The sequence below is a fragment of the Streptococcus sp. Marseille-P6264 genome, from assembly GCF_902460355.1.
Lineage (GTDB): Bacteria > Bacillota > Bacilli > Lactobacillales > Streptococcaceae > Streptococcus.
Genome location: NZ_CABPTO010000001.1, coordinates 538009 through 552587 on the forward strand (window position 1 = coordinate 538009; position 14579 = coordinate 552587).

15 protein-coding genes and 1 pseudogene are annotated in these 14579 nt (G+C 44.0%); 4 read left to right on the top strand and 12 right to left on the bottom strand.

The annotated features are described in order from the left end of the window. Nucleotides 1-7: 7 nt before the first annotated feature. The 4 genes and pseudogenes from FZ941_RS02750 to FZ941_RS02765 form a co-directional block, all read right to left on the bottom strand. Nucleotides 8-814, bottom strand: a complete 807-nt coding sequence (locus tag FZ941_RS02750; protein WP_148886754.1) for a dihydroorotate dehydrogenase electron transfer subunit — start codon at nt 812-814, stop codon at nt 8-10. 213 nt (nt 815-1027) lie between these two features. Beyond that, a pseudogene (locus FZ941_RS10855) lies at nt 1028-1992 on the bottom strand (hypothetical protein). Between the two features lie 27 nt (nt 1993-2019). Then, on the bottom strand, nt 2020-2865 hold the full coding sequence (locus FZ941_RS02760) for a hypothetical protein (RefSeq protein WP_148886755.1): 846 nt from the start codon (nt 2863-2865) through the stop codon (nt 2020-2022). 144 nt (nt 2866-3009) lie between these two features. Continuing rightward, the gene (locus FZ941_RS02765; RefSeq protein ID WP_148886756.1) at nt 3010-3825 is read right to left on the bottom strand and encodes a hypothetical protein; all 816 of its coding nucleotides are present in this window, start codon (nt 3823-3825) and stop codon (nt 3010-3012) included. 110 nt (nt 3826-3935) lie between these two features. On the opposite strand from FZ941_RS02765, the gene FZ941_RS02770 reads away from it, so the two are divergent. Next, a complete protein-coding gene (locus tag FZ941_RS02770; RefSeq protein ID WP_005589634.1) occupies nt 3936-4844 on the top strand; it encodes a LysR family transcriptional regulator in 909 nt (302 codons plus the stop codon). 47 nt (nt 4845-4891) lie between these two features. Here the strand turns inward: FZ941_RS02770 and FZ941_RS02775 are convergent, their stop codons facing one another. The 6 genes from FZ941_RS02775 to rpiA form a co-directional block, all read right to left on the bottom strand. Beyond that, nucleotides 4892-5623, bottom strand: a complete 732-nt coding sequence (locus FZ941_RS02775; RefSeq protein ID WP_148886757.1) for an NAD-dependent protein deacylase — start codon at nt 5621-5623, stop codon at nt 4892-4894. Next, nucleotides 5616-6392 (bottom strand): hypothetical protein, encoded by a 777-nt coding sequence (locus FZ941_RS02780; RefSeq protein WP_148886758.1) that lies wholly within the window; start codon nt 6390-6392, stop codon nt 5616-5618. Before FZ941_RS02780 ends, FZ941_RS02775 begins: the two co-directional genes overlap by 8 nt. Before the next feature lie 2 nt (nt 6393-6394). After that, on the bottom strand, nt 6395-7102 hold the full coding sequence (gene deoD / locus FZ941_RS02785) for a purine-nucleoside phosphorylase (protein ID WP_125373506.1): 708 nt from the start codon (nt 7100-7102) through the stop codon (nt 6395-6397). A gap of 223 nt (nt 7103-7325) precedes the next feature. Continuing rightward, nucleotides 7326-8138 (bottom strand): purine-nucleoside phosphorylase, encoded by an 813-nt coding sequence (locus tag FZ941_RS02790; protein ID WP_148886759.1) that lies wholly within the window; start codon nt 8136-8138, stop codon nt 7326-7328. A gap of 29 nt (nt 8139-8167) precedes the next feature. Further along, a complete protein-coding gene (locus tag FZ941_RS02795) occupies nt 8168-9379 on the bottom strand; it encodes a phosphopentomutase (RefSeq protein ID WP_148886760.1) in 1212 nt (403 codons plus the stop codon). Nucleotides 9380-9392: 13 nt separating this feature from the next. Continuing rightward, nucleotides 9393-10070: a ribose-5-phosphate isomerase RpiA gene (gene rpiA, locus FZ941_RS02800; protein ID WP_148886761.1), complete on the bottom strand. Its 678-nt coding sequence runs from the start codon at nt 10068-10070 to the stop codon at nt 9393-9395. Between the two features lie 226 nt (nt 10071-10296). Between rpiA and FZ941_RS02805 the strand changes: the two genes are divergently transcribed. The 3 genes from FZ941_RS02805 to FZ941_RS02815 all read left to right on the top strand — a co-directional run bounded on the left by FZ941_RS02805 (nt 10297) and on the right by FZ941_RS02815 (nt 12688). Next, nucleotides 10297-10920 (top strand): CD20-like domain-containing protein, encoded by a 624-nt coding sequence (locus FZ941_RS02805; protein WP_187418372.1) that lies wholly within the window; start codon nt 10297-10299, stop codon nt 10918-10920. A 207-nt stretch (nt 10921-11127) separates the two neighbouring features. After that, nucleotides 11128-12501, top strand: coding sequence for a tRNA uridine-5-carboxymethylaminomethyl(34) synthesis GTPase MnmE (mnmE, locus tag FZ941_RS02810; RefSeq protein WP_148886762.1), 1374 nt, complete (start codon nt 11128-11130; stop codon nt 12499-12501). Between the two features lies 1 nt (nt 12502). Further along, nucleotides 12503-12688 carry a hypothetical protein gene (locus FZ941_RS02815; protein ID WP_148886763.1) on the top strand — a complete coding sequence of 62 codons (186 nt, stop codon included), beginning with the start codon at nt 12503-12505 and terminating at the stop codon, nt 12686-12688. Between the two features lie 102 nt (nt 12689-12790). On the opposite strand, the gene FZ941_RS02820 is transcribed toward FZ941_RS02815, so the two are convergent. Together FZ941_RS02820 and FZ941_RS02825 are read right to left on the bottom strand one after the other, a co-directional pair. After that, complete coding sequence (locus FZ941_RS02820; protein ID WP_148886764.1) at nt 12791-13456, bottom strand: ABC transporter ATP-binding protein; 666 nt, start codon at nt 13454-13456, stop codon at nt 12791-12793. Beyond that, nucleotides 13457-14518, bottom strand: a complete 1062-nt coding sequence (locus FZ941_RS02825) for an ABC transporter permease (protein WP_187418373.1) — start codon at nt 14516-14518, stop codon at nt 13457-13459. Nucleotides 14519-14579 lie beyond the last annotated feature (61 nt).

A 14579-nucleotide genomic window follows, 5' to 3' on the forward strand; every position in this document is an offset into this window, starting at 1 on the left:
TATCCTCCTACAGCACGATGCTTCCAGTCTCAAAAACTGGTCCGTCTTCGCAGACCCGCTTATTAACCGCTTCATCCTGACCTGCTACATGAACGACGCAGGCATAGCAGGCGCCCATGCCACAAGCCATCCGAGACTCCATTGATAGATAGGCATGGGGATGATCATGAAATTTCCGATCCACATACTGGAGCATACCGGGTGCGCCACAAGAATAGACCGCAGCAAAATCCTCAGTCAGCTCATCGACAATGGTTGATACATAGCCTTTTCGTCCGTAACTGCCATCATCTGTAGTGATAAACAACTGACTACACTCACGAAATTCTTCTTCCAAAATAACCGCAGATTGATTGGCAAAGCCTAATACTGCTGTAACGTGGGCACCCTTAGCATGGAGTTCTTTCGCCGTTTGCAAGAGAGGAGGTACACCGATACCACCACCAATAATCAAGACCTTGTCGCCCTTTGCTACCGGAGACAAATCAAAGCCATTTCCCTGAGGCCCCATAACATCAAGAAAAGACCCAACTGGAAGTTGAGAAAAAATAGCCGTCCCGCCACCTTCGACCCGATAGATAATCCGGCAGATACGTTGCTCTCGGTCAATCTCCGATATAGAAATCGGACGCCGCAGCAGCTTGCTATCATCTGGCACTCGAATATGCAGGAATTGCCCGACCTGCATCTGGCTCACCATCTGGCCTTTCAGGCGCATCGAAAAAATCTGAGGCGCAATTTCTACTTGCTCCAGCAGCTCCATCTGCTCCAGCATAATCTTGCCAAATCTCTTTTTACAACTGTCACTAACCATGACATCCTCACTTTCTACAAGAAAAAACCTCGCCGCAGCAAGGTTTCGCAAAAAACAAGGCAGTCAAATTGCCCCTTATACCGTTTTTCCTACCTTGCAGCCTCACTGGACTTGATTAAAGGTTAAATTGTAAACATTATATCGTTAGCGATAAGGATTGTCAAGATAGAAAAAACATTAGAACTTTCAAATTTTCTCCAAGGAATCACAGTCTTACCAGCTCTTGTCAAATTCACTATTTGCATTTGCCAGATAAAAACGGCCATCTTCCTGCCTCTTGAAAGTCAAGGTTACTGAATCATATTTTCGTTCTATATTTCGAAAGTTTCTATAATTGGCCTGTAGTGATAAGGGGCTATCGCTCATGCCACTTCCATAAATATTAAGTTCTGAAGGAAGTCCAAAACGCTCAACAACCTCTTGATAAGTCATCCCGCCTTTGCCATGCTGGCTATCACCTATTTTTAATGTATCCATATCTTCTTGCTTCCACTTAAAGACAAATTCATCTTTCGTCGCTGAAGGATATCTACTGTCATCTAAATATACTGCACTTTTATTTATCAAATAGTAGGTCTTTCCATTTGAATCAGGATCATAAAAGCTCAAACGAATCTCCTGAGGATGTCCCGATGAGCCATATCTAGGAACATCTATAATTCTTGTCTTATAAGTTAGTGTCAATCCTTTTGTAGCAAAACTCACAGCTGAACCCTTACCATATTTCGCAATGACTTCTTCTAAAGTTGGGCTATTAGTCCCCCCATTTTCCACCTTGAGCTCTACAAAATTATCCAATGTCCAATTAAAAGCAAACTTCTCTTCATCTTCCTCAACAATTTTCTTTTTCAGTCCTTTTGTTCTTGGGTCAATTTTGATTCATCATCATTTTGCTGACTAGCCGAGCTGTCTCCACTAACTGACGAGGATTTATCGTCATATTTGTACTTCAGTTCAGCTTTATTAGGAACTTGTTGCGATAAATAATAGAAGCCAAAGAACAAAGCAAAAGAGATTGCCAAACAAAGAAGGGTAAAAGCCAAGCTAATTCTTTTTTTCTCCTCCTTCATCGTCATCATTCTGAGCTCTTCTCGTTTTAGCTTTTGTTGCCGATAAAGGTCTCTTTTGATCTCTCTAAACGAATGAAGATCACGTTTTTTCTTGCTACTTCTCCTCATTTTCCTCCTCTTTCTTATCGATTTAGTTTACTCACTTTCTTTAGACACCAAACGCCATCTACCATCTTCTTGCTTGTAGAATTCTAAATGAACTCTTTTCAATTGTTCTGGATTTTGCCAAGAATCTGGATTAACATAATCAACCCGCATCTTCAGTTGATTGTCGTCTCCAGAAATCGTCTGATATAGAGGTAAGCCGACTTTTAAAACAATCTCATCATATGGTGTACCTTTAGCTGTTCCTTCTCTAGCACCAATAACAAGACTATCGATGTATGCTTGCGTCCATAAAAAGGATCTTTTAGGATTGTTATCCACATGAATTTTATCACTTGAAAGGCTAAAGTGGTATTTTGAAATAACCTTATAGACACCATCAAATTCAGCAAAGGTTAAGGCTATATAGCCCGTACTACCATTTTTCGATTTCCAGATAAGGCGAATATGTTTTTGAACTTTATGATTTGGCAAAAAATCAATCCAGGCCCCACCTTGAACTGGTTTCCCAAATTCCTTTAAAACATCTTCCAAGACGGCTCCGCCCTTGTATCTGTTTATGGGAAGCGCGACTGCCTTTTCAACTGTCCAAAGAAAGGGACCGCTTTTTTCTGGAGAAACGATAAGACTTTTAGCCAATTGTTCTGCTTCAGCTTTCTCATCTTCCAAACTATTTGATGATGAACTAATCTGGCTAGACGAAATTGGCGCCTGCTTAACTTTGCTTTTTCCTGACAGAGAAAGTGTTAAAAAAGCTGTTCCAATGAGAGAAAATACAACAATAGCTACTACCATGACTGGTAAAAACTTGGACTTATAGGTTTGCTTTTCTAATTCAAAAGCAATATCTTCAAACGAATCTTCTTGTCTCTTCATCACTGCTCCTTATCAGTCTAAAAACTCATCATATCACGAATAGATCGAGATTGCAAAATGTACTTCAGTCTGTTTATACAGAAGAAAGCACAATTCCCCGTCTTTTCTGCTTGCTTTGGCTGCCTAAGGAGGCAATAAGTCCTCCTATCTTTCTCTTCTATCGATATGACTAGTAACTGTCGTCAACCGAAAGACGCCATCTTCTTGACGATGAAAGATTAAATGAACCCATTCATTATTATATCTTTCATCTGAAGTTAAGTATTGGAGTTCCAAGCCAATATGCTGGCTATCTGCTGCGTCCAAGCGCGAAATAAACACTTCTGATTCTCTAGGTAGGCCAAATAATTGAATGATTTCTTCGTAGGACATACCAGGATTGCCTGTGCTCTCGTCACGAACTTGTAAAGCAGCAATATCAGCCTTGGTCCAGAGATGGGGACTATCTCCCTGAGGCAAAGTTGGATAGGCCTCATCAAGAATATTCGCGCTCTTTCTAATTAGATGATAGCCTGCTCCATCTTTTTCAAATGTCAACCTTAAATGACTATGACGGCCTTGAATACCCTCACTGACATAGCTTAATTCAATATTCCCATTGCTCTCAGTATAAAAAAAGCTTGAAGCCTTGCCGTGTTTTTCAAGGACTTGGTCCAGAGAAGCTCCGTTTTGACCAGCAGCGGCGTCCTTTATTTGCAGATTGATGATGTCATCCGTTGTCCATTTAAAACGAGACTTTCCTCTCTCTAAAACTTTCTCTTCTAGCTTAAGCTCCTCTAGTGACTTTTGATAAATAGACGAGGACATACTCTTTCGCTCCAAATCCTTATAAACAGCGTGAGCTCCCCACATAAGCATTAGTTTCCCAAGTGGAAGCATGATACAAACTGTCATAAAGACTATAAAAATAGTAATTGGTCCAACTACCGAACGATTTTTATAGTCATCCTCTTTGGCCATATCGCCCTCCTTATTTCCTTCATTTTAGCATAGGAAACTTTAGCAAGCAAACATTTTCTAAACTTCTGATTTATCAAGAAAAAATCCCCAATTTGTGATAAAATAGACCTATGAGAATTCAACAATTACACTACATTATCAAAATCGTCGAGACCGGAAGCATGAATGAGGCTGCCAAGCAACTTTTTATCACCCAGCCTAGTCTATCCAACGCCGTGCGGGATTTGGAAAATGAAATGGGCATCGAGATTTTCATTCGCAATCCCAAAGGAATTACCTTGACCAAAGACGGCATGGAGTTTCTTTCCTATGCCCGCCAAGTGGTGGAGCAGACTCAGCTTTTAGAAGAGCGATACAAAAATCCTGTCGCCCACCGCGAGCTTTTTAGCGTCTCTGCCCAGCACTATGCCTTTGTGGTCAATGCCTTCGTCTCCCTGCTTAAAAAAAGCGACATGGAGAAATACGAGCTCTTTCTGCGGGAAACTCGGACTTGGGAAATCATTGATGATGTGAAGAACTTCCGCAGCGAGATTGGCGTCCTCTTTCTCAATAGCTACAACCGCGATGTTCTTTCTAAAATGCTGGATGATAGCCATCTGATTGCGACCCACCTCTTCACAGCTCAGCCACATATCTTTGTCAGCAAGTCCAATCCGCTGGCCAAGAAAAAGCTGGTACAACTGTCAGACTTGGAAGATTTCCCTTATCTCAGCTATGACCAAGGTACTCACAACTCCTTCTACTTTTCTGAGGAAATTCTCTCTCAAGAGCACCACAAAAAGTCCATCGTCGTCAGCGATCGTGCAACACTGTTTAACCTTTTGATCGGTCTGGATGGCTACACGATTGCGACCGGTATTCTCAACAGCAACCTCAACGGTGATAATATCGTCTCCATCCCTCTGGATATCGATGATCCGATCGAACTGGTCTATATCCAGCACGAAAAAGCCAGCCTATCCAAGATGGGCGAGCGCTTTATCGAGTATCTGATTGAGGAAGTGCAGTTTGATAAGTAAAGTAAAACACCTGAAACAAGCATCCAATGCTCACATCAGGTGTTCTTTTATTGTCGTAATTTGCCCAAAATTTCCCCAATCTTGCCTTCGATGACGAGGTCAGCTTGCTTGTCCTGCGGAATGCTGGTCTTGTTGATAACGACTAGATGCTTGCCAGCAAAGTATTGGATGAGACTGGCTGCGGGATAGACGACCAAGGAGGTACCTCCGATGATCAGCAGATCGGCTTGATGAATGGCCTGCGCAGCTTGCTGGAAAGTCTCCATATCTAAGGGCTCTTCATAGAGGGTCACATCGGGTTTGATCATGTCGCCACAGTCAGGGCAGTAAGGCACCGTCCCAGGCAGAGCAAGAAAAGCCTCCAAATCGTAAAATCGCTGACAGTTTAGACAGAAATTCCTATCCGCACTGCCGTGCAACTTGAGAACATTTTTTGAACCAGCCATTTCGTGCAGGCTGTCAATATTTTGCGTCACCACAGCCTTGAGCTTGCCGGTCTTCTCCAGATGAGCCAGATAGGCATGAGCCGCATTGGGCTTGGCATCTGGATAGAGCAGGTACTTCTTGTAAAAGTCGAAAAACTCCTGTGGATAGCGCTCAAACATGGTGTGAGACACCAGCTGCTCTGCCGTGAAATGCCGCCCCAGCTTGACACTGTAAATCCCATCCGAACTACGAAAGTCAGGGATATTAGACTCGGTCGAGACACCCGCCCCACCGAAAAAGACGATATTCTGACTTTGGTCAATCATGTCTTGCAACTGCTGTATTTTATCCATTTTCCTCTCCTATCAATAAAGCTCTAACCAAGCGGTTTGCCTGATCAAAATAAAAATGGTCCCGATCGTAGACAATCCCTGTAAAGCGCGCCAAATCCACTAAAATCTCCATAAAATGCTGGGATGAAAAGCCCGTTGTCCGATACAATTCCGCCTCATCAAAGGGCTTAATCAAATGAGCCAGCGGATTTCGGACTGATTTCTCCAACTCCCGCAGCTGTCTGACCTCTTCCTTGACAGACTCAGGCAGATCCAAATGCAAAATCAGCTCTGTCAGACTGGACGAATTGACCGTGCTTTCCGCATGAAAGACTTGTAAGGAAGCATAATCCGACTCCCGCATCCGCTCAAACTTCCAGCGGTCATAGCTGGCCTCACGAGAATTATGGATAAAGTGGTCAATATCAGGGATTTCCAGCTTGATCAAGCGCATAAAAATCCGATAAATCGCTGGACTGACCGCTCGAACGAAATCAATAATCTGCTCATTGCGCAGCTTGGCTTCCAAATCATAGAGATAGTTGGCCAGTTGCTCGTCAGCCAAATCGGTATGACAAAAAAGCTGAAAACCGCTTTGCGTCTGCAAGGCAGTCTTCAACTCTTCATCCATGGCTGGCAGAATATTGAGCTCTCTGCACTCTACCAGAATATGCAACAGGCTAGTTACAATCGAGGAACTTCCCATCAACTTCTGCGCCAGTTTATAGGCATAAGCATAGTCATAACGGGAAATCGCAAAGAGAATCTCCTCTTTTAAATCTAGATTCATGCTTAATCAATCAAGGTTTCCAAACCAACCTTCATCATATCGGTGAAGGTATTTTGCCGTTCCTCAGCCGTCGTATCCTCGTCTGGATTGACCAAGCTATCAGAAATAGTCATGATGGCAAGCGCATCTACTTGGTGCTGGGCAGCCAGATAGTAAAGGGCTGCAGCTTCCATTTCGACCGCTTTCACACCCCATTTGCCTAGCTCGATATTTTTCTCAAAATAGTTCGAATAGAAAACATCTGACGACAAAACATTTCCGACATGGGTCGTCATGCCCAAGTCTTTGGAAATATGATAAGCCTTGTCCAGCAAGTCAAAGCTAGCAATCTGCGGAAAATCATACTGAGGCCAGTCATTGCGGATAATATTTGAGTTGGTCGCAGCCGCTTGAGCCAAAACCAATTCACGAACGTGCACATCCGCATTCAAAGAACCAGCCGTTCCCACACGAATCAGCTTTTTTACTCCGTAGTCCACAATCAGCTCACGCGCATAGATGGAAATAGACGGCATTCCCATGCCCGTTCCCATGACAGAAACCCGCTGACCCTTGTAAGTACCAGTGTAACCAAACATGTTCCGCACTTCGTTAAAGCAAACGGCATCTTCTAGGAAATTCTCCGCAATAAACTTAGCACGAAGAGGATCCCCCGGAAGAAGAATTTTATCAGCAATTTCGCCCTGCTTAGCAGCAATATGGATAGACATAATATAAGATACTAAGGGCTTAAAAGAGGCAAAGCAAAAATAGGAAATCGAACGAAGATGCGACTGCATCTAGGTAGATTTATCTTTTTTGCACCGCCTCTAGCCCGAGTTCAATTTAACCTCGGACGCCCTTCCTTTCTGTATTTTTTTGAAAGATAGTTTTCCGCTCGTGTTCAAATCAAAACACGCGCTCTACCTTTCCTTCGTTTAATATTTTATTTTCTTACAATTCAGCAAGAATGGCTTTAAGTAGTCGTTTGAAATCACCTTTGACACGCTCTGTTACTTCAACCACTTCCTCGTGATTAAGCTCTTCTTGGAAACCAGCAGCAAAGTTTGTAATGCATGAAATTCCAAGGACTTTCAATCCTGAATGGGCAGCCACGATCACTTCGGGAACAGTAGACATGCCGACCGCATCCGCTCCGAGCGTCTTATAAGCACGGATTTCTGCTGGCGTTTCGTAAGTTGGACCGGTAACACCGATATAGACACCGTCATCCAGCTTAATGCCAAGCTTATCAGCGACTTGATGAGCAGTTGCACGGTATTCTGGTGTATAAGATTTAGACATATCAGGGAAACGTGGACCAAATTCATCCAAGTTTTCACCGATCAAAGGATTTTGACCAGTCATATTGATATGGTCAGTGATGGCCATCAGTGTACCAGGACCATAGCCGATACCACCGGCAGCATTGGTCACAATAACACCTGTCGCACCGAGAGCCTTCATCACACGCACTGGGAAAGTAACGACTTCCAGAGGATTTCCCTCGTAGAAGTGGAAACGGCCTTGCAGTGCCAAGACTTTGCGGCCTGCCAAGTCTCCATAGACTAATTTTCCAGCGTGACCAACGACAGTTGAGCGGCCCCAGTTTGGAATATCCGCATAGTCAAGACTAACAGCATTTTCAATTTCAGAAGCCAATTCTCCCAAACCAGATCCCAGGATCAAGCCAAACTCAGGTTCTGCCATGCCTTTTTCTTTCAGAAAGGCTGCCGTTGCTTTGATTTTCTCAGATAATGTTGTCATAAAGTATTTTCCTCACTCTCTTATCACGCTTATACCAATTTGTCCAAGAAGCTTTCACCAATCATGGCCTTGTCGACACCGAAGTTTTCAGCAATGGTTGCTGAAATGTCCGCAAAATGTCCGACAGGCAAGTGACCATTCCCCTTGAGGGATTTACCAAAAACCAAGAGTGGAATGTACTCACGCGTGTGGTCAGTTCCAGCATAGGTTGGATCGTTACCGTGGTCAGCGGTAATCATGAGCAAATCGTCTTCCCGCATGTTTTCAAGGATTTCTGGCAAGCGAGCGTCAAATTCCTGCAGACAATCACGGTAGCCATGCGGGTCACGACGGTGACCATAAAGAGCATCGAAGTCTACCAAGTTGGTAAATGAGAAGCCATACTTGAAGTCCTCAGACTGGATAGCCTTAACCAAATTATCTACACCATGATTATTGGACTGGTTATGCCCCATGTCGTGGTTGATACCTGCACCGTTGAAGATGTCGTTAATCTTACCAACTGAATATGTATCAATACCAGCTTCATTGAGCTTATCCAAAACAGTTGGCTCAAATGGAGAAACTGCATAGTCGTGACGGTTGGCTGTGCGAGTGAAGTTGCCTGGCTCCCCCACATAAGGGCGAGCGATGATACGGCCTAGAAGTGCAGGGCGTTCCAAGGTAATTGAGCGAGCGTATTCACAAATCCGATAGAGCTCGTCCAAAGGAATCACTTCTTCGTGTGCCGCAATTTGCAATACTGGATCTGCAGAAGTATAGATAATCAATTCGCCAGTTTCCATCTGACGAGGCCCGAAGTCGTCAATAACTGCCGTGCCAGAATAAGGTTTGTTCGCCTCACGAATAACTTTGCGGCCAGAAAATTCTTCAATTTTAGTCAAGATTTCCTCTGGGAAGCCGTTCCAGAAAGTATCAAAAGGCTCAGTAATGTTCAGACCCATGATTTCCCAGTGGCCTGTCATCGTGTCTTTACCTAAAGAAACTTCTTCTAATTTAGTATAGTAACCACTTGGATTTTCCTCAGCTGGTACAGTTTTTAGCGCTTGCTCACGCTCGATATTACCCAGACCTAGCTTGGCCATATTTGGCACATCTAGACCGACTGCTTTGGAAATGTGTCCCAGCGTATCAGAAGCTCCATCTGGCACCCCTGCATTAACAAAATTGTTAGCATCTGGTGCTGCCCCAATGCCGACTGAGTCCATAACGACTAAGTGAATACGATTAAATTTTGACATGAAAACCTCTTTTCTAGTTGTCTGTTTCTAAAATGTTTACGCCACCTTGACCAGCGACGATCACCTTGTTGACCATTTGGGTGAAAAGGCCGTGCTCAACAACGCCCACGATATGATCTAATTCTCGGCCAAATTCGACTGGATTTTCGATTACACCTAAATCTAGATCAATAATGAAGTTCTGCATATCCGTGATAAAACGTTGGCCATTTTTTTCACGGAAACTTGGCTTGTAGCCTGCCTCAGCAAAGCGACGGAAAACTTGGTCCGCACCATATTGCACCACTTCGACTGGCAGCTTGAAAGCACCTAGCTTTTGAACCAATTTGCTTTCATCAACCACCCAGATATAGTCCTTGGTAGGTGTCGCGACAACTTTCTCCATGAGCAGGGCTCCGCCTCCGCCTTTGATGCCGTTGAACTGAGGATCCACTTCATCAGCTCCATCAACGGTCACATCGACCTGATCCACTTCATCAATGGATTTCAGCGGAATTCCCAAGCCTTCTGCTTGCTTGCTAGTCACGCTAGAGGTCGTGACTGCAGTAATCTGCAGGCCTTCCTCTTTGATACGTCGACCAATTTCCTCGACAAAATAGTAAGCAGTCGAACCTGTTCCCAGACCGACCACCATCCCGTCTTCGACAAATTCAGCAGCCTTGATGCCTGCTAGTTTCTTTAGAGTTTCCATAGCACCTCCTCAAATCAACTATGTTTAGTATATCACAATTCTTTGAAATTTGAAAGTGTTTTCAGCTCTTTAAACGGTTCATCGCATTTTAACAGTGCTTCATTTTACGAAAATCTCCTTAAAATCTTGCTCCTAGTTCTATTTTACGCTACAATGAAAATAGGCAAATTACTAAAAGAAATACATATTTCAAGTAGTAAGCTATAGAAAATCTGAGGAGGTTGTTATGATGCAGCAAGAAAATAAAGTTTTAGGTATTTTAGCCATTGTCTTTGGAGCAATCGCTTTACTTGGCTCCTGGATTCCAATCATCAACTATCTATCTTTTTTTATCGGTACTATTGCTCTTATCCTTGCTATTATCGGTCTCATTATTAACCAAAAGAAACAGAAAACTTTGGCCATTATTGGCTCTGTCATTTCCTTTTTCTCCTTAATTATAGCACTGGTCACTCTATCATTCTATTCCCGTATGTTCAATGAAATGGGAAAAAGGTTTGATACCCTTTCGAGCTCTTATCGTTCCTATATTGATTCTTCTGAAAGAGAAGAAGAAAAGGAAAAGGAAAAAGAGGAAAAGACCAAGTTTACATGGACAAAAGCAGAATTTGATGCACTCAAAGAGGGCGATATTTTGAAAAAAGGTGCAGGCGGAACAAAATACGACGACGTCATTCGCGACCACGGCAAACCAACTGACGAAACCACTTCCACTGTCAGCGGCTCTGAATTAAAAACCATCACCTACTTACCAGGAGGAAGCAAATATCAAGCCGTCATCCTAACTTTTTCAAAAAACGAAGACGGTTCTTTCCTACTGACTAGCAAGATAGGAACAGGTTTAGAATAAACTAAATTCCCTACCCGACAGCTGTTTTTCTTTTATGAATATTGGTAAAATCAAGGAAGAAACTCTAGCCATCAATCGCATTTTACTAAGGCACAAGGATTTAACTACCACTTTCCCACTATACCTATCAATTAATGTAAAAGTCTCAAAAAGTCTTGAATGATTTTGGGCAGAGGCTTGCAAAATAGATTTTCAGAAAGGATATACATGATAACACGAGAATTTGATACCATCGCTGCCACTTCGACCCCTCTTGGGGAAGGAGCCATCGGTATCGTCAGACTAAGCGGGACTGACAGCTTTGCTATTGCCAAAAAAATCTTTAAAGGCAAGGACCTAGACAAAGTTGCCAGCCACACACTCAACTACGGTCATATCATCGACCCTCAAAATCAGGAGATTCTGGATGAGGTCATGGTCGGCGCTATGCGCTCTCCTAAGACTTTCACCCGTGAGGACATCATCGAAATCAACACCCACGGCGGAATTGCGGTCACCAATGAAATCCTGCAGCTGGCTATCCGCGAGGGGGCTAGACTGGCAGAACCTGGTGAGTTTACCAAGCGGGCCTTTCTCAATGGGCGCGTGGATTTGACTCAGGCTGAGGCTGTCATGGACATCATCCGGGCCAAGACCGATAAAGCCATGAACAATGCTGTCAAGCAGTTGGGCGGCTCTCTTTCCGACCTTATCAATAGCACCCGTCAGGAAATCCTCAACACACTGGCTCAGGTCGAGGTCAACATCGACTATCCTGAGTACGACGATGTTGAGGAAGCAACGACGGAAATCATTCGTGAAAAAACACTTGAATTTGAGCAACTTCTGACCCATCTTCTCAAAACTGCTCGACGCGGCAAGATTCTGCGAGAAGGTATTTCTACCGCTATCATCGGTCGACCTAATGTTGGCAAATCCAGCCTCCTCAACAATCTTTTGCGTGAGGACAAGGCCATTGTGACCGATATCGAGGGGACGACTCGTGATGTGATCGAGGAGTATGTCAATATCAACGGCGTACCGCTCAAGCTCATCGATACCGCAGGGATTCGAGAAACGGATGATCTTGTGGAGCAGATTGGCGTTGAGCGCTCTAAAAAAGCCTTGCAGGAAGCCGACTTGGTTCTCTTGGTTCTCAATGCCAGCGAGCCTCTGACAGAGCAAGACCGCCAATTACTTGAAATCAGTCAAGACAGCAATCGCATCGTCCTGCTTAACAAAACTGATCTTGAAGAGAAGATTGAACTAGACCAGCTTCCGTCAGATGCTATCAAGATTTCTGTCCTTCACAATCAAAATATTGATAAAATCGAGGATCGCATCAATCAGCTCTTCTTTGAGAATGCTGGAATTGTCGAGCAAGACGCCACCTATCTGTCCAATGCCCGTCACATCTCTCTCATCGAAAAGGCTGTCGAAAGCCTGCAAGCCGTCAATCAGGGACTGGAACTAGGCATGCCTGTGGATCTCCTCCAAGTCGATCTGACTCGTACTTGGGAAATCCTTGGCGAAATCACTGGTGACGCTGCACCAGACGAGCTCATCACCCAGCTCTTCAGCCAATTCTGCCTAGGAAAATAATATGGGAATCACAGAGTTTATCAAAGCAAAAAATCTAGGCGAATACCTAGAAAGTCGAACGAATGGACAAGTCAGAGAGCGCATCCAAAAACGTAGCTGGCTGGAGGTTCTCCTCCACAAAGCCCGCACCACCAAAATAAATCCTGAAAATCACCAAAAAATGAAGAAAACGAAACACGGTTCTTGAAAAATAGAACCGTGTTTGTCTATTCAATCAAGCTGATGCTTTGCCTGATCATGAATTGCGGCATTCTCCTTGTCCCAAACTATTTTTTGTTTGGCTACATCTTCATCGGACTTGAGTCAGCACTCCGTCTTGCATTTCATAGACCTTGTCAACCTCGTCCAGTAGGCGAGTATCATGGGTAATCATGACTACGCTCTTGTTGAATTTTTGAGTCACTTCTTTGAGCAGATGGACCACGCGCCTAGCCCGCTCCGTATCCAGACTAGCTGTCGGCTCATCAGCCAAGATAATATCTGGGCTATTGTAAAGCGCTCTGGCGATAGCAGCCCGCTGCCGTTCTCCGCCGGACAATTCTTTCGGATACTGCTTGAGAGTTCCTTTTAAATCTAGCAACTCAATCAGACTGTCTAGATCCGTCCTTTCCTTTTTAGATAAGCGGTCAATCAGCTGGAACTGGTCTTCGATTTTCAAAAAAGGAATGAGATTGGAAGCCTGCAAAATAAAGCCGAAATCATTGAAGCGTAGAGCAGCCCTTTCCTTTTCCTTGAGCTGGGAAGTATCCTTCCCATGCAGCAGAATCTGTCCTTTTGAGGGAGTTTGCAAATGGCCCAGCAGGGTCAGAAAGGTTGTTTTACCCGAGCCTGATGGCCCAATAATAGCTACAAACTGCCCCGCTTCCAATCGGAAATCAGTTGGTTTCAGGGCTTGGACCAGCGTATGCCCCTGGCCATATTCTTTTGTAACTCCTTTTAGTTCTATTATTGACATTTACTCACCTCCGATCGCTGTGATAGGGTCAATTTTCAGAACCCGGTGAATGGACAAGAGGCCACCAGCCAGCGACATGAAAACAATCAGGACAATCAAGCCAGCATAAGCCCTCCAATCACTGTAAAACGGCATAGAGGCCGGCAAGACTAGCTGGGTTCCCAAAAGAGCCAAGACAGCTAAGCTGATTCCCAGAGTGGATAGGATGAAAATCTGCCAGAAAATAGAAGCAATAATCTTCCCGCTGGCAATCCCTTGGGCACGCATAATACCGTAAAGTTGGGTCTTCTGAATGGTGATAATGTACATGAAAATCCCCAATACTAAAAATGTAATCAGAACCATGGCCCCAATCATAAAGGAAAAAGTCAGAACCTGAGGCTGATAACCAGGGATATTTTCTATAAAATCACTCATAGAGAGCTGACTAAGCCCAGTTTCTTCAATCTTTTGACTATCTTTGACCACAAGTGCGCTGATATTCTTAACCTGACTAGAGCCGTACTTTAATTCCCTGAAATCATCTAGATCCATAAAAATTACAGGTTGCGTAAAGAAGCTATTATCCTCTGTGAAACCAACAACCTGATAGAGGCGCTCACTGCCATTGAGCTGAAGCTGGTCGCCTAGTTTGACACCTTTTTGCTGGAGACGCTTATCCGCAATAACTTCATAAGCATTCTCGGCAGGACGCCCCTCAATAATGTCAGGCGCTAGAAAACTATCCCAAGAGAGACCGAAAACCTGAGCGTTGAGTTTATCCGTCCCATCTTCATAATTGGCCACTGCTGCCGTCTGTCCCAAAGCCGCAATTGAGTCCCCTTGAAGCAGGCTATTATACTCCTCTTCCTTGAGAGTCGAAGCAACCAGATTCTTATTGGCATACTCTGACAAGACGATTGACTCAGCCTGCCATTGGTCCAGAGCCAAGCGATTGAGCCTAGCCAAACCGACAGAAAGACTAGACAAAAAGAAAACCATATAGGTAATGAGAAAGACCACAGCAACCACTAAACGATAGCGTCCACGGCTGTAGATAATCTCTTTAAAAGCTAAAAACAAAGCTGTCCTCCTTTGAGTTATTAAAGATCATTATATCATAAAGAAGCAAGCTAGAAAAACA